General features: G+C 66.4%; 12 protein-coding genes. 4 read left to right on the forward strand and 8 right to left on the reverse strand.

Annotation, left to right across the window (positions count from 1 at the left end):
* Positions 1–7 precede the first annotated feature (7 nt).
* The 3 genes from pdxS to thrS all read right to left on the reverse strand — a co-directional run bounded on the left by pdxS (position 8) and on the right by thrS (position 3,832).
* Positions 8–922 carry a pyridoxal 5'-phosphate synthase lyase subunit PdxS gene (gene pdxS, locus Q2T94_RS18895; protein ID WP_264268996.1) on the reverse strand — a complete coding sequence of 305 codons (915 nt, stop codon included), beginning with the start codon at positions 920–922 and terminating at the stop codon, positions 8–10.
* Between the two features lie 292 nt (positions 923–1,214).
* On the reverse strand, positions 1,215–1,823 hold the full coding sequence (locus tag Q2T94_RS18900; RefSeq protein WP_264268997.1) for an HIT family protein: 609 nt from the start codon (positions 1,821–1,823) through the stop codon (positions 1,215–1,217).
* 5 nt (positions 1,824–1,828) lie between these two features.
* Positions 1,829–3,832 (reverse strand): threonine--tRNA ligase, encoded by a 2,004-nt coding sequence (thrS, locus tag Q2T94_RS18905; protein ID WP_302266159.1) that lies wholly within the window; start codon positions 3,830–3,832, stop codon positions 1,829–1,831.
* 286 nt (positions 3,833–4,118) lie between these two features.
* Here thrS and Q2T94_RS18910 point away from each other — a divergent pair, with 286 nt between their 5' ends.
* Positions 4,119–4,370 (forward strand): hypothetical protein, encoded by a 252-nt coding sequence (locus Q2T94_RS18910; RefSeq protein ID WP_302266160.1) that lies wholly within the window; start codon positions 4,119–4,121, stop codon positions 4,368–4,370.
* A 54-nt stretch (positions 4,371–4,424) separates the two neighbouring features.
* Positions 4,425–4,877 carry a carboxymuconolactone decarboxylase family protein gene (locus Q2T94_RS18915; protein ID WP_302266161.1) on the forward strand — a complete coding sequence of 151 codons (453 nt, stop codon included), beginning with the start codon at positions 4,425–4,427 and terminating at the stop codon, positions 4,875–4,877.
* On the opposite strand, the gene Q2T94_RS18920 is transcribed toward Q2T94_RS18915, so the two are convergent.
* Together Q2T94_RS18920 and Q2T94_RS18925 are read right to left on the reverse strand one after the other, a co-directional pair.
* Positions 4,874–5,524 carry a LuxR C-terminal-related transcriptional regulator gene (locus tag Q2T94_RS18920; protein WP_302266162.1) on the reverse strand — a complete coding sequence of 217 codons (651 nt, stop codon included), beginning with the start codon at positions 5,522–5,524 and terminating at the stop codon, positions 4,874–4,876. The genes Q2T94_RS18915 and Q2T94_RS18920 overlap by 4 nt on opposite strands.
* On the reverse strand, positions 5,512–7,476 hold the full coding sequence (locus Q2T94_RS18925; RefSeq protein WP_302266163.1) for a sensor histidine kinase: 1,965 nt from the start codon (positions 7,474–7,476) through the stop codon (positions 5,512–5,514). Before Q2T94_RS18925 ends, Q2T94_RS18920 begins: the two co-directional genes overlap by 13 nt.
* 154 nt (positions 7,477–7,630) lie before the next feature.
* Here Q2T94_RS18925 and Q2T94_RS18930 point away from each other — a divergent pair, with 154 nt between their 5' ends.
* A complete protein-coding gene (locus Q2T94_RS18930) occupies positions 7,631–8,371 on the forward strand; it encodes a hypothetical protein (protein ID WP_302266164.1) in 741 nt (246 codons plus the stop codon).
* Positions 8,372–8,534: 163 nt separating this feature from the next.
* Here the strand turns inward: Q2T94_RS18930 and Q2T94_RS18935 are convergent, their stop codons facing one another.
* Positions 8,535–8,912 carry a glyoxalase superfamily protein gene (locus Q2T94_RS18935; protein WP_302266166.1) on the reverse strand — a complete coding sequence of 126 codons (378 nt, stop codon included), beginning with the start codon at positions 8,910–8,912 and terminating at the stop codon, positions 8,535–8,537.
* A 216-nt stretch (positions 8,913–9,128) separates the two neighbouring features.
* On the opposite strand from Q2T94_RS18935, the gene Q2T94_RS18940 reads away from it, so the two are divergent.
* Entirely contained in the window at positions 9,129–10,238 is a 1,110-nt protein-coding gene (locus Q2T94_RS18940; RefSeq protein WP_302266167.1) for an ATP-binding protein, read from the forward strand.
* 18 nt (positions 10,239–10,256) lie between these two features.
* On the opposite strand, the gene Q2T94_RS18945 is transcribed toward Q2T94_RS18940, so the two are convergent.
* Both Q2T94_RS18945 and Q2T94_RS18950 read right to left on the reverse strand, forming a co-directional pair.
* The gene (locus Q2T94_RS18945; protein ID WP_302266168.1) at positions 10,257–13,829 is read right to left on the reverse strand and encodes a DNA polymerase III subunit alpha; all 3,573 of its coding nucleotides are present in this window, start codon (positions 13,827–13,829) and stop codon (positions 10,257–10,259) included.
* A 260-nt stretch (positions 13,830–14,089) separates the two neighbouring features.
* Complete coding sequence (locus Q2T94_RS18950) at positions 14,090–15,454, reverse strand: dihydrolipoyl dehydrogenase family protein (protein WP_302266169.1); 1,365 nt, start codon at positions 15,452–15,454, stop codon at positions 14,090–14,092.
* Positions 15,455–15,472: the final 18 nt, after the last annotated feature.

A 15,472-nucleotide genomic window follows, 5' to 3' on the forward strand; every position in this document is an offset into this window, starting at 1 on the left:
TCAGGTGTTACCAGCCGCGCTCGGCCAGGCGGTGCGGCGCCGGGATGTCGGAGACGTTGATGCCGACCATGGCCTCGCCCAGGCCGCGGGAGATCTTCGCCAACTCGTCCGGGTCGTTGTAGAAGGTGGTGGCCTTGACCACGGCGGCTGCACGCTGTGCCGGGTTGCCGGACTTGAAGATGCCCGAGCCCACGAAGACGCCGTCGGCGCCCAGCTGCATCATCATGGCCGCGTCGGCCGGGGTGGCGATGCCGCCGGCGGTGAAGAGCACGACCGGGAGCTTGCCGGTGGCCGCGATTTCCTTGACCAGCTCGTACGGTGCCTGCAGTTCCTTGGCGGCCACGTAGAGCTCGTCCTTGGGCAGGGCCGCCAGCTTGGCGATCTCGGCGCGGATCTTGCGCATGTGCCCGGTGGCGTTGGAGACGTCGCCGGTGCCGGCCTCGCCCTTGGAGCGGATCATGGCAGCACCTTCGTTGATGCGGCGCAGTGCCTCACCGAGGTTGGTGGCGCCGCAGACGAATGGAACCTTGAAGGGCCACTTGTCGATGTGGTGCTCGTAGTCGGCCGGGGACAGGACCTCGGACTCGTCGATGTAGTCGACACCCAGGGACTGAAGGATCTGCGCCTCGACGAAGTGGCCGATGCGGGCCTTGGCCATGACGGGGATCGACACGGCATCGATGATGCTGTCGATCATGTCCGGGTCGCTCATGCGAGAAACGCCACCCTGGGCGCGGATGTCGGCCGGGACGCGCTCGAGGGCCATGACGGCGACGGCGCCTGCGTCTTCGGCGATGCGGGCCTGTTCGGCAGTGACAACATCCATGATGACGCCGCCCTTGAGCATTTCCGCCATGCCGCGCTTGACGCGGTCGCTACCTACGGTAGTTGCGGGGGTCGAGACGCCTTCGTTTTCAGACACCTTGGTTTCCTTTCAATAAGGTGAGCAGTATGCGAATCATCGTAGGACGGGGACGTAATAAAGACCTCGGTCATGTCGTCACAAATGAATATCAGTAGATAAGTCCCCTATATTTTTCGGACTGCCCGCCTACCAGCAAAACATCGTTTTCCGCTGGATCATAGGGTTTTGTCGGCGGCGCACAGGAATCCCGCCGAGCGCAAGACCAAGTCCACTTAGGGGCGCCCGGGACTTAACTGAATGGACCGCCGCGCACACGCACGGCAGTCCATTCATGGATTTCTATTCGTCTTTAGTCGATCTCAAGCCAACCGGCGGCCAGGTCCTCACGGATGTCGCTCAAGGTGGCGGGGATCGCCTTGGTCTGGGCGATGATCGGGAAGAAGTTCCCGTCCCCAGCCCAGCGCGGCACGACATGCTGGTGCAGGTGTGCGGCGATGCCGGCTCCTCCGGTGACTCCCTGGTTCATGCCCAGGTTGAATCCAGTGGGACGGGAGACGTGGCGCAGCACCCGCATGGACTTTTGCGCCAGGGCCGCCATCTCCGCGGTTTCCTCCTCGGTGATGTCCGTGTAGTCCGGAACGTGCCGGTACGGGCAGATGAGCAGGTGCCCCGGGTTGTAGGGGAAGAGGTTCAGGATCACGTACGCGGTCTTCCCGCGGTGCAGGATCAGCGCATCCTCGTCGCTGCGGGTCGGCCCAACACAGAACGGGCAGGCCTCCTCGCCCTTGTCCCGGTTTTGGCCGGCCTTGATATAGGCCATCCGGTAGGGAGTCCACAGGCGCTGGAAGGAATCGGGCACCCCGGCGATCTCGAAATCGTCGGTGATGGCCGCGTCCTGTTCCTCCTGCGAAATACCGCGCGGTGCTTCGATGGCGTGTTCGCGTGTGGACTCCCCCATGGGTTCTAGGCTTCCCGGTTCTTCACCGCGGCGACAATGCGTGCCACCGCTTCGTCCACCGGCACGCCGTTGTCGGTGCTGCCGTCGCGGAAACGGAAGGACACCGCACCTGCCTCGGCATCCTCGCCGCCGGCGATGAGCACGAACGGGATCTTGTCCTTGGACGCGGTGCGGATCTTCTTCGGGAAACGGTCCGAGGAGATATCGGCCTCGGCGCGGATGCCCGCGGCCTTGAGCTTGTCGATCACATCGAACATGTACTCGTTGAAGGCCTCGGCCACGGGGATGCCCACGACCTGGACCGGCGAGAGCCACGCCGGGAAGGCGCCGGCGTAGTGCTCGGTGAGCACGCCCATGAAGCGCTCCACGGAGCCGAACAGGGCGCGGTGGATCATCACCGGGCGCTGGCGGGTTCCATCGGCGGCCTGGAACTCGAGCTCGAAGCGCTCGGGCAGGTTGAAGTCCAACTGGATGGTGGACATCTGCCAGGTGCGGCCCAGCGCATCCTTGGCCTGCACGGAGATCTTCGGACCGTAGAACGCCGCTCCTCCCGGATCCGGGACCAGTTCCAAGCCGGAGGCCTCGGCGACCTCGGCGAGGGTGCGGGTGGCCTCCTCCCAGATGGCGTCGTCGCCGACGAACTTCTCCGGGTTCTTGGTGGAGAGCTCCAGGTAGAAGTCGTCCAGCCCGTAGTCCTTGAGCAGCCCCAGCACGAAGTTCAGCGTTTCGGTCAGCTCATCCTTCATCTGCTCCTTGGTGCAGTAGATGTGCGCGTCGTCCTGGGTCATGCCGCGCACGCGGGTCAGCCCGTGGACCACGCCGGACTTCTCATAGCGGTAGACCGAACCGAACTCGAACAGGCGCAGCGGCAGTTCGCGGTAGGAGCGTCCGCGAGAGCGGAAGATCAGGTTGTGCATCGGGCAGTTCATCGGCTTGAGGTAGTAGTCCTGGCCGGGCTTGCGCACCGTGCCGTCCTCGTTGAGCTCCGCGTCCACGTGCATCGGGGGGAACATGCCGTCGCGGTACCAGTCCAGGTGCCCGGAGACCTCGTAGAGGTGGCCCTTGGTGATGTGCGGGGTGTAGACGAACTCGTAGCCGGCCTCGACGTGGCGTGCGCGCGAGTAGTCTTCCATTTCCTTGCGGATGATGCCGCCGCGCGGGTGGAACACCGGCAGGCCCGAACCCAGCTCGTCCGGGAAGGAGAAGAGGTCCAGCTCGACGCCGAGCTTGCGGTGGTCGCGGCGCTCGGCCTCGGCGATGCGCTCCTGGTAGGCCTTCAGGGCATCCTTGGTCGGCCAGGCGGTGCCGTAGATGCGCTGCAGCTGCTGGTTGTCCTGGTTGCCCAGCCAGTAGGCGGCCGAGGTGCGGGTCAGCGCGAAGGCATTGGAGATCAGCTTGGTGTTGGGCAGGTGCGGGCCGCGGCACAAATCGCACCAAACCACGTCGCCGGACTTGCGGTCGACGTTGTCGTAGATGGTGATTTCGCCGGCGCCGACCTCGACGTTGACGCCCTCACCGGCGGAATCTGCCTCGTTGGCCTTGTTCAGCAACTCAAGCTTGTACGGCTCGTTGGCCATGGCCTTGCGGGCCTCGTCCTCGGTGACGACGCGGCGGGCGAACTTCTGGTTCTGGTTGACGATCTTAAGCATGATCTTCTCGAGGGTCTTCAAATCCTCGGGAGTGAACGGCTCGGCGACGTCGAAGTCGAAGTAGAAGCCGTCGGTGATGTAGGGACCGATGCCCAGCTTGGCATCCGGGCGCAGCTGCTGCACGGCCTGGGCCATCACGTGCGCGGTGGAGTGGCGCAGGACCTCGAGCCCGGCGGGCGAATCGATGGTCACGCGTTCGACGGCGGTTCCGGCCTCCAGCGGGCGGGCCAAATCGCGAAGCACGCCATCGACGTGCATGACTACTACCTCGCGGTCGTCAAAGTACAGCTCGGCCCCGGTAGTGCCGGCATTCACCTCGCGTTGTTCCCCATCGACGGTCAGTGTGATTTGCTCAAGCACTACGGCTCCTCGTTTCGTGGTTCGGCTTCAGGGCTTGTGGCGTACGGTGGCCACAGCCAGCCACCACCCAGCTTAACCGACGCCCGCGCGTGCCAACCAATCGAAAACCGTGCATGTCATCGTGTCCTGGCAGGGCAGTGCGAGTCGCGGGCCCGCTCCCGATGCACGGGCGGGGCAAGGTTGGGGAGCCAACCTTGGTCAAAACAACCGCTATCCAAGGTTATGGACCTATACCTTGGATAGGAATGCAGTCAGCCAAGGTTAGGGCCTCAACCCTGGCCAACCCTTGCTCGCGGTCGAAACGACCGCGCGGCGCCTGAATCCCAACGAAACAGCCGCCAACTCGGGGATCCAAAAGCTCGTTGATGCGGGAGCGCTCAAATTCGGTGGGCGCGGGAAACCCGTTCAAGCGTGGAGCGCCGCCGACGCCGTAGACGAGGCAGAGGGCCTCGTGCAGCGCATCGGCGAATATCGCGAGGACCTGTTGATGCCCAATGCGCGGGCCCATCTGTCCAAACGCGGGCTGCCGGGTTCCTGAGGCCGGCATTCAGCCCCTCTACTACTTGTCGACAAGCCGGGCTAGCATCTAGTCATGGAACCCAGGGTTAATCTCAGCAAGTCCGATCCTGCTGCGTATGCGGCGCTGCTCGCCATGAACAAGGCCGCCAGCGATTCCGCCGATGCCGCGGGAATCGATCCCAGGCTTCGCGAGCTGCTCAAGGTGCGGGCCTCGCAAATCAATGGCTGCACCTATTGCCTGCGCATGCATACCCGCGACGCCCTGAAACTCGGCGAGAGCACGGACCGCCTCGCCTTGGTCTCAGCGTGGGCCGACTCCGAATACTTCACGGCGGTGGAACGCGCGGCCTTGGCATTGTGCGAGTCCATCACCTTGGTCTCGGTGGACCACGTCCCGCATGGGGTGTACACCATGGCCAGGGCGGTGCTTTCCGACGAACAGATCTCTGCGGTCGCCTGGCTGAGCGCGGCGATCAACATGTTCAACCGGGTTGCGATCACGTCCCGCTACCCGGTCAAGCCCTAGGTGCGTCCCTGCGCCTGCAGGTAGGCGATGACCGCCAGGACCCTGCGGTGGTCCTGCGCGGCCATGGGCAGCTCGAGCTTGGCCAGGATGTTGCCCACATGTGTCTCCACGGTGCGTTCGGTCAGCCACAGGCGCTGGGCAATGCCCAGGTTGGTGCGCCCCTCGGCCATCAGCGCCAGCACCTCGCGCTCGCGCAGGGTCAGGGATTCCACGGTGCGGTTCGTGCGTGCCGCGCCGATGAGTTCGAGAACCAGTTCCGGATCCAGGGCGCTTCCACCCTCCCGCACCCGGCGCAGGGTGTCCAGGAATTCATTCACGTCCAGCACCCGGTCCTTGAGCAGGTAGGCAAAATATCCACCGGGGACCAACCGTGCAGTGTGTTTGGTTTCGATGCGCTGGGACAGCAGCACAATGCCAAGCCGGGGAAACTCGCCGCGCAGCACCACGGCGGCGCGCGCGCCGTCGTCGCTGAGATCCGGCGGCATGCGCACATCGCAGATCAAGACGTCGGGTCCCAGGGCCCTTGTTTGCAACACTGCCGCCTCGGCATCGCCGACGGCCGCGAGCACCTCGTGCCCGGCATCCACCAGCAGGTTCGCAAGCCCCTGGCGAAAGAGCGCGGAGTCCTCGGCAATCACCAGCCGCATGGCAGCACCGCCTCGATGGTGGTGCCGCAACCGCTCTCGCTGCTGACAACCAATTTTCCGCCCAACGCGTTGACCCTGTCGTCCAGCCCGGCAAGTCCTCCACCCGGGGTGCTCCGGGCTCCGCCGCGGCCATCATCACTGACATACAGCCTGATGGCCTGCCCCTCCGACCCCAGTCGCACGGTGATGCGCTGCGCCGCGGCATGCTTGTTCGCATTGTGCACCGCCTCCGCGGCCACGAAGTAGGCCGTCGCGCCAACAACCTCCGGCACATCGGCCAGGTGCCCGTCAATGTGCAGCGACACGGGGGTCGGGGACCTGCCGCTGAGTTGGCGAAGTGCGGTCTCGAGCCCCTCGTCCAGGGCGCTGGGCCTGATGCCGTGGGCAATCTGCCGCAATTCGGCCACCGCGGTGGAAAGCTCGGCGACCGCGGCGTCAAGCTGGGCGGCAAGTGCCCGGGCATCGGCCGGCAGGCGCCGCTGCATGAGCCGAAGTCCCATGCCCAGGGCAACCAGCCGTTGCTGCGCACCGTCGTGCAGGTCTCGCTCGAGGCGCTTGCGTTCGCCGAGCGAGGCCAAGAGCAGGCGCGTGCGGCTGGCATCAACTTCGGCCAGCGCCCCGGAAAGTTCAACCTGCTGCCGCCCCACCTCCAGCATCAGCGCCAGCGCCCTGGTGGCCTCGGCGTTGAACACCCGGCCGCGCCCCGGACCCGGAATGAGGATCCCGGAGACCTTCCCGGACAGGGCCACGGGTATCCCGGAGTCCGCCCCAAGCCGGGAACCGCTCGCATCGCAAAAACCGTCGCCGGACGAGAGGGCATAGCCGATCCGCAGCTGGGGGTCGGCGGTGGCGGCGCGCAGGATCCCCTCGAGGTCCGCAGGCCGTGCCGCATGGGTGAAGACCCGGTTTTCAAACGCCTTCAGGGTCTCGACGAGGCGCTCGTGCTCGGCGTAGACCAGGCGGCCGATCAGGCGTTGGATGCGTGGCCGCAGCGCCATCAGGACCACTGTCCCCGCGGCGGTGCCGGCCACGACCAGTGCCATGGCCGGACGGGACCCAGTCCCGGGCCACCACATCAGCAGCACGGCCAAGGCCACGACGGCACCGAGCACCGCACCCACGCCCATCGCCGAGACCAGCACGCGCCCGGCGTCAAAGAGGTCCTCGTGCAGAATCGCCAGGCCGATGGCAGCGGGGATGAACAGGTACATGGCCGCCAGCCCGAGCATCACGATGGATTCGTTGCGGTTCACCAGGTAGCCGGCCCAGCACAGTAGCAGGGTTGCGGGAATGCCGGTCCCGGCCAGCGCCAGCCAGCGGATCTGGTTTCTTTCGGCGGGATCGGCCCGCCTGAATCGCCTGCCTAGGTCTACGACGCTGAGCACCAGGAGGGCCAGAAAGCCCGGCAACAGGGCGACGGCGGCAATGTCTGCACCGGGCACCGAACCCAGCCCCCGGTGCTGCTGCTGAAATGGATCTCCATAGGGTGCGGGGCTCAAGGCCGCCAAGACCCCGAAGGCCGCGGCGACTGCCGCAAGCCCGGCAGCCAGTCGCCGGGCGGACCGATCACCCAGGATTCCAGAGGGAAACACCAGGAGCATCAGCGCCCACGGCAGGTAGAGCAGCATCCAGGCACCCTGGGCCAAGGAGATCCACAGGCCGTTCACCGGGAGGGCACTGGATGCTTTCGCGGCCGCGAGATAGGTGTCGGTGCAGCCCACGGCGAGGATCACCAGCCCTGCGCAACCCAGGAGCGCGCCCACGCCCTGGCGCGGCAGGCGACGGGTGATGAGGTGCCCCAAGACGAGCGCGGGCAGGGACATGAAGATGCAGAGCCCCAGCCAACGTGCGGCGGGCGCATCCACGCCGGAAGTCAGCGCCCATGCCGCCAACGACAACGACACCGCCGCCAGCGGAAGCACTGCAATCGAAACCGCGCGGGCCCATGCCATGGGCACAGCATAAGCCCGGATCCATGGTTGGGCCCTCCGTGCCAGCACCGAGGTTTTTCAGGTGCCCTCCACGATTCGTGCTGCGCCGCATCCGCCCATGCTGGGGTTGTGGCTGACGAACCCATCGCCGCCCCCTATCAAGGAAGGCAAGACCATGACACGGATGAACGAGGTGCGCGCCGAGTCTTCGTCGCTGGCTGCGGCGCGGGACATGCGCACCTTTTGGCGGATCGCCGCCGCCCTGGTCATTACGCTCGGCCCGCTGGGAATCCTCGTGATCCGAGCCATCATGCCGTACTGGACCACCGATGCCCCGGCGTCGGTGGTGGCCCAGTCCCTGGCCCATGGGTCGACGTTGGACTTCATGGTGTGGTCCGGACTCTTCTTCGCCCCGGCATTGCTGTTGGGCGTTGTGGCGATCGCATATGTGGCCAGGCGGGGATCGCCTGCCTTGGCCACCATTGGCGGCGCGCTCACGTTTGTTGGATGGAGCATGGGTGCGACCACGGTCAACATGGACTACTTGGTCTCGCAATTGGGTGCCAGCGGTTTCGGCCAACCGAGCATTACCGCGATCGGTGTCGCACTCCAAGACAGCACTTTCGCGGCCGTGGGAGGAATCATCTGGCTCATTGGACACATCGGGGGCATGGTGCTGATTGGCATTGCGCTGGGGCGGGCCGGAATCATCAAATGGTGGGCGGCCATTGCCCTGATGGTCTCCCAACCGTTCCATTTCATTGCGGCAGTGGTGATTCCCAGCAGGCTGCTTGACGTGACGCTAGGCTGGGGCCTGACGACCGTGGCGAGTTTCATGGTGAGCCTGGCCGTCCTGCGCATGGGCAACGGCGAATGGGACCTGCCGCCCAGCAAGCGGGTTACCGGCCGACACTAAGTTGGACGCGAAATTGACGGATCGCCCCGGCCTTCACCGTCCTGGTGGGGAATCGGGGCCTTCCTATTGCTGCGGCTCGTTCCTGCGAAACCGCAGTTCCCGCTCCGTCCCTCGAAGAACCCGCAACAAGGGCCTGACCGGCAATTTGCTGCCGGTTGAGTGGCTATCCGTTCGGCCGCTGCGGCAGGTATTGCACCGCCCACTTGTTCCCGTCCGGATCGGCAAAGTGAACGAAATGCCCCCACGGCTGGATGTCGATGTCGCTGACATCCACGCCGTTGGCCTTGAGCTGGTCGTGGGCGACCTGGATGTCGCTGACCACCATCTGCAGGCTGGGTGCGGTCCCGGGCGCCGCATCGCTCAGTCCCTCGCCAATGGTGATCGAGCAGGCTGACCCCGGCGGGGTCAGCTGGACGAAGCGGATCGACTCGGTGGGCCGCTCGTCGTAGTCGGCGTTGAACCCGACCTTGTTCACGTAAAAATCCTTGGCGCGGTCCACATCGGACACGGGGACAAACACAAGCTCCAGTTTCCAATCCATGCTGCACACGCTAACGCCGCCACGAAACCCGTGTAAAGGGGTTGTGGGACTCACCGAACCCGTGCGCGGCGAAGCACTCGATGGCAACGTCGCGCAACCGGGCCCATTGGGTCAGATCCTCGCTGCCCGGTTGTATGGCACGCCTGGCTGCGTTATGAATAGATGTGTAAAGTGTGAATAAATAGAATTCATACCATTTCACCGGCAGGAGATCCGATGCCAAGCTTGCAAAACCCGTTCCGGCCGACCTTCGGCAGGACTCCCCCGGAGCTGATTGACCGAAACGACACCTTGGAAGAGTTCGAATACGGTCTGCGCATCCGATCCGGCGTCCTGGGTTTGCTGAGCATCATCACCGGGGCCCGCGGCGTGGGGAAGACCGTCATGCTCAACGAGGCGCAGGGGCTGGCGCAGGAGCAGGGCTGGGCCGTCATCTCCGAGACTTCCACCGCAGGCTTCCTGGCAAGGATCGCAGACTCCGCACTCCTCATCGATGAGGAATTGGGTGACGGCCCGCCACCCAGGAAAATTCTTGCGTTCTCGGCCGCCGGCTTCGGGGTCACCACGCAGCTTCCCCGGGAGCGCCAGGTCGAGTTCCGCAATCTCGGTGCGAAGCTCTTGCATCGCCTGGATGAAAATGGCACCGGGCTGTTGATCACGCTGGATGAAATCCAGGACGCCGACCGCAGTGAATTGCTGCAGCTGGCCGCCGTCATCCAGCACTGGGTGCGGGACGGGCTGCCCATCAGCTTCGTTTGCGCCGGCCTGCCGGCTGCGATCTCCGACATCCTCAACGAAGGCGTGGCGACCTTCCTTCGCAGGGCCGACAAGATCGACCTGCACTCCGTCGAGGTTCGGGATGTCAGGGATTCCTACGCGCGGCAATTCTCGGCGGCCGGGATCCGGTTTCCCGACGGGTTCCTGGAAGAGGCGGCCGAGGCGAGCTTCGGCTACCCGTTCCTCATCCAGCTGATCGGCTACTTCCTGTGGAAGGAAGCCGAACGGGGTGGGGGCGCGGTTGACCGGGAATCAGCGGACAAGGCAGTTGCCGCGGCCCTGAAGCGAAACATCCGCATGGTTGTCGGCCCGGCCATCTCCAAGGCCTCCGACCGGGACATGGACTATCTCCGGGCGATGTCCCGCGACAACGGCCCGTCCAGCACCGCCGCGGTGGCCCAGCGCATGAAGGCCTCGCTGCAATTGGCCGCCAACTACCGCGCCCGCCTCATTGAGGCCGGGCTGATCGAACCGGCCGGACGCGGCGAAGTCAGGTACTCGATTCCTGGATTGCGCGAACACCTGCGCAACGGGGAACGTCTCGGCTAACCAATAACCCCGGCGCAATCAGGCACCCAGATAGCCGCGGGTGTCCAGGTCCTCGGCGGCCATGCGTTGGGCCAACGACATCCCGGTGTGCTTCACGGCAGGCCCGGCGGCGGAGGACCCGAAGTCCTCGTTGCGCGCCCTGGCGGGGTCGGCCAGGTAGCCCGGAGCCGGCAGCGTGCCCTTTTCCGACAGGTCCCAGGCATCGAGCGCCTGCAGGCTGATGCCGCGGGGCCCGGTGCGGCGGGTGAGCCCGTGGATCAGCAGCAGCCGGGTGGAGAAGAGCAGCGGGCCGCAACGCCGCTGGGCCTCGTGGAAGAACGTTGCATCGACGCAGCCGGTGCCGTCGTCCACCGAGATGAACACGACCCGTCGCCCGCCGCGCATCGGCGGGGTCTGCGTGGCCACCCGCACCCCGGCCACCAGGACCTCGGTGCCGTTGCGCATGCCCAGCAGGTCCTGCGCGCGCGAGACGCCCAGGGAGTCCAGCAGCGGGGCGTGGGATTCCATCAGGTGCGCACTGACATCGATGGACATCAGGTCCAGCTCGGTGCGCACCACCTCGCCCAAGGGCGTGTGCGCCGCCCCGATCGCCATGTTGGAAAGCTCCACGTCCCCCAGCGGCAGGGCAAGCTGCCCGGGAATCGGCCGGTAGCGCTGCGGCAGGGTCTTTCCCGGTCCGGCACGCAGGTGCTCAACCAGGTCGGCACGGTTCCCGCGCCCGACATCGGCCTGCAGCGAATCGAAGGCGCCCAGCGCGGCAAAGTGGTTCAGCGAGGTGCGGGTGAGCCCGGAGCGGGCCCGCACGTCGGCGATCGAGTCGTAGGGCTGTCCGGCCGCCACCCGGGAAACCTCGCGTTCGGAGACCCCGCGGATCCCGCGCAGGGAGATCCTGATGCCGAATCGTCCCGGGGGCGCCGCCCCCACGGCCCGCGGCACCACCGGCAGCGCCGCCGGAGGCAGCAGCCCGTCGAGCCTTTCCACCTTGTAGCCGGGCGCGGAGCGGTTGATGTCCAGCGGCAGGATTTCGATGCCCATGCGCCGGGCCTCGGCCACCAGCAGGCGCTTGGGGTACATGCCGGGGTCGTGTTCCCAGATGCCGGCCAGGAAGGCCTCGGGGTGGTGGGCCTTGAGCCAGGCCGAGTGGTAGGTGGGCACGGCGAAGGCCGCCCCGTGGGCCTTGCAGAACCCGAAGGACCCGAAGGCCGCCAGCGTGTGCCAGACCTCGTCGATGACTTCCAGGGAATAGCCGCGCCCCAGGGCCCGGGAGCGGAAGAGGGACTCCACCGCCGGCTCCGCCTTCGGGTTGCCCAGCAGCCTGCGGTAGACATCGGCCTTGGCCAGCCCGCAGCCGGTCATCACGTGGAAGATCCGCAGCACCTGTTCGTGGAAGACGGTGACCCCGTGGGTCTCGGCGAGCGCGGGTGCCAAATCCGGGTGGGGGTATTTTTCGGGTGCGAATCCGTGGCGGTTTTCCAGGTAGGGCTTGACCATGTTGGATTTCATGGGTCCGGGGCGGAAGAGGGAGATGTCGATGATGAGGTCGTTGAATTCCCTGGGCGCGAGCTTGCCGATGAGTTCGCGCTGTCCGGGTGATTCGATCTGGAAGCAGCCCAGGGTGTGGGTGGAGCGGATGAGTTCGAAGGTGGGTTCGTCGTCCAGTGGGACCAGGGCGAGGTCGATGGCGCCGTTGGGCAGGATGTAGTCGGGGATTTCCCCGGGCTTGGCTCCCTGGTGTCCCCCCGCCTTGGCGACTGCCTGTGCGTCGGGGTGGAGGCGCTGGATTTCCTCCAGGGCGTAGGTGATGGCCGATTGCATGCGCACCCCCAGCACGTCGAGCTTGAGCATGCCCATGGGGTCCATGTCGTGCTTGTCGAATTGGCTCATGGGCAGCCCGATCCCGCTGGGTTCCACGGGGGTTCGTTCGAGCAGGTGCGCGTCGGAGAGGATGACCCCGCAGGGGTGCATGGAGATGTGGCGGGGCAGCCTGTCGAGGCGTTCGGTGAGGTCCACGAGCAGGTCGAGCTGTTTTTCGGTGCCGAGGCGGTCGGCGAAGGGGGCGAGTTCGGGTTTTTCCTCCAGGGCTTCGCGGAAGGACGAGGCGGAGAAGCGCCAGAGCTGCTTGGCGATCACGTCGATGTCTTCCTCCTCCATGCCAAGGGCCTGGCCGGCGTCGCGTACAGCCCCCCTGGCGCGGTAGCCGTTTTGCATGCTCATGAGGCTGACGCGTCGGTGCCCGAAGCGGTCGAAGATCTTTTGGTAGATGTTGTGGCGTTGGGCGGATTCGACGTCGATGTCGATGTCGGGCAGGGTGGCGCGGTCGCGGGAGAGGAAGCGTTCGAAGAGCAGGTCGTGGGCCAGGGGGTTCACCTGGCTGATGCCGATGAGGTAGTTGACCAGTGAGGAGGCGCCGGACCCTCGGGCGGCGGAGCGTATCCCCATCCCGGTGATCATGGAGCTGACTTCCGCGACGGTGAGGAAGTAGGGGGCGAAGCCGAGGTCGGAGATGGTGGACAGTTCGGCCTGGAGTCGGTGGCGCAGCGCGGGGTCGTTGGCATCGGCGGGGAGCAGCCGGGTGATTCCGGCTTCCGCGCGGGCGGCGAGTTCGCTGTCGGGTTCGGCGGTGATGCCGATGATGTGTGCCTCGGGGACCACGGGGATTCCCCATCCGGTGTCGGGGACCGGGTCGATCCGTGCCCAGTCGGCGAGCGCGGCGGTGTTGCGCAGCAGGGTGGCAGCCAGGGTGGAGTCGGAGGCGTAGCGGGCGATTTCGGTGGCGAGGTGGTGCATGTGCCCGGCGGGCTTGAGCCAGCCCTGCCCGTTGGGTTGGATGTCGTTGAGGGTTTCCAGGGAGCTCAGCGCCCGCGCGGAGTCCAGGACGTCGGCGGTTGCAGCCCCGTCGGGGTCCGTGTAACGCACGGCGTTGGTGAGGATGGGGGCGATGTCAGCGGAGGCGGCGCAGCGCAGCATGCGGATGGCGTGTGCGGTGCTGAGCCTGTCCCCTGGGTTGTTCAGGTGGGTGGTGATCTCCACCCGCAGTGCCTCGGGTCCCAGCAGGCTGCGCCAGGTGTGCAGGGCGGTGCGTGCCTGGGAGTAGTGGCGGTGTCCGGTGGCCAGGCCGATGTCGGAGCCCGGCCCCAGCAGGATGGTCAGCAGCACCTCCCCCTGCGGGCCCAGTGCATGGGTGGCCAGTTCCTCGCGGGTGATGCCGATGTGGCCTTGGGGCGCAGCCGTGGCCGGGGCTTTTTGGTGTGCTGCGGTGACCAGGCGGCAGAGTGCCGCGTACCCTGCGCCGTTGTCATGCCCCCTGGCCAGGGCGACGATGCGTCCGGCCGTGCGCATGGGCAGGGGCTTGCCGTGGGCGGCCCGGGGCGGTGCGGGTTCAAGGATGGCAAGGTCCACCCCGAGGATGGGGTCGATTCCGTGCTCGATGCAGGCCTTGAGGTGCTTGACGCTTCCGTAGAGTCCGTCGCGGTCGGTGATGGCCAGGGCGTCCGCCCCGTCGGCGAGCGCCGCGGCGACAAGGTTCTCGGGCCAGGAAACCCCGTAGTGTGCGCTGAAGGCCGAGGCGACGTGCAGGTGGGTGAAGCCCATGCCGGTGTGCCCTCCTTGCCTGTTCCCGCTCCTCCACCTTTGTTCCATGCGCCCCGAGAGGGGGCCTGGCTGTGTTTGGGCTTGGGGTCCGGGTGGGCACCGCGCCCGCTGGAGGGATGACACCATCATATTAGAACGTGTGTTCGATTCAAGTCCCGGAACGACCCCACTGCGCAATCACGGTGGACAGGCAACCAAATCCCGCCACTGACCTGTGGCGGGATTATTCCGGTGAGAATGCCCACCCCGGTCCCCGGGGGCTAGATCCCCTCGCCGGCCCCGAGCCTGTCGAGGGCCACCAGATAGGCCTCGGAATAGCTGGGGAACTGCGGCACCGCGTCGCGCAGGACCCTCAGCGGGGTCTCGCCCCTGATGGCCATGGACGCCTGGTGGATCCATTCGCTGGCCTGCGGGGCAATGGCCCAGGCTCCGACCAGGACCCTGCGATGCCGATCCACCAGGATGCCAAGGTCACCGTGCGGGTCTTGTTCGTAGGTCCAAGGCCGGGCGATCGTCTCGGGCAGGTTGACCTGGATGGACACCGCGTCGATCCCGCGCCCCTCGGCCTGTTCGCGGGTGAGGCCGACGGCGGCGATTTCCGGGGCGGCGAACACCACGCGCGGGATCCCGTCATAGCTCGCGTTTCGGTCCCTGCCCAGGATGCAGTCGGCGACGATGCGCCCCTGGTACTTGGCCACGTGGGTGAAGGGCATGATCCCGGTGACGTCCCCGATGGCCCAGAGCCCCTCTGCCGCCCAGCAATGCTCGTCCACCCGCACGTTGCCGCGGCCATCGAGGGTCGCCCCCGCCCTGGCCACATCCAGGCCCTCGGTGCGCGGGGTGCGCCCGGTGGCGAAGATGACGGCGTCGGCCACGACCTCTCCGCCTTCGCGCAACGCCAGGATGCTGCTTCCATCGTCCCCGCGCCGCCCGACGGCCACGGAGCTGTTGGCCATGACCTTGACCCCGCGCTCGCGCAGGTACCCTTCGGCGAGCGCGGAGACCTCGGGCTCCTCGCGGCCCAGCAGCCGTGCGCTGCGATTCAGCACGGTGACCTCTACCCCGAATCCGGACAGGAAGAACGCCGTTTCCAGGGCCACTGCGCTTCCGCCCACGATGGCCACCGAGTGGGGCAGCGTGTCGAGCGTATAGACCTCGCGGTTGGTCCAGGCGGTGATGTCGCCGATCCCGGGGAAGTCGGGAATTGAGGGCGAGGTCCCGGTGGCGATGATGATGTGGTGTGCCAGGTATTGTTCCCCGTTGGCCACCACGTGCCCGGGACCCGAGATGGAGGCTTTCCCGCGCACCACCGTTGCCCCGCGCCGGGCGTACCCCTCGGCTTGGGCGCTGTCATCGAGGTGTCGAGCCATGTAGTCGCGGTAGTCCCTGGCCTTCTCCCAGTCCAGGGTGCTCGAGGAGGCACCCGCGGCGCCGTCGGCCTCGATGTTCACCTCAGGTCCACGCAGGATCGTCTTGGAGGGAATGCAGGCCCAGTAGGCGCATTCCCCGCCAATGAGTTCGGATTCGAAGACCACGACCTTCTTGCCGGCGGTCAGCAGCCGATCGGCAACGACCTCGCCCCCGGGGCCCATGCCGATGATTGCCGCATCGAATACTTCTTCCATCTGAGCACTCCCGTGGTT

The sequence above is a fragment of the Paeniglutamicibacter sulfureus genome (assembly GCF_030512175.1).
Lineage (GTDB): Bacteria > Actinomycetota > Actinomycetes > Actinomycetales > Micrococcaceae > Paeniglutamicibacter > Paeniglutamicibacter sulfureus.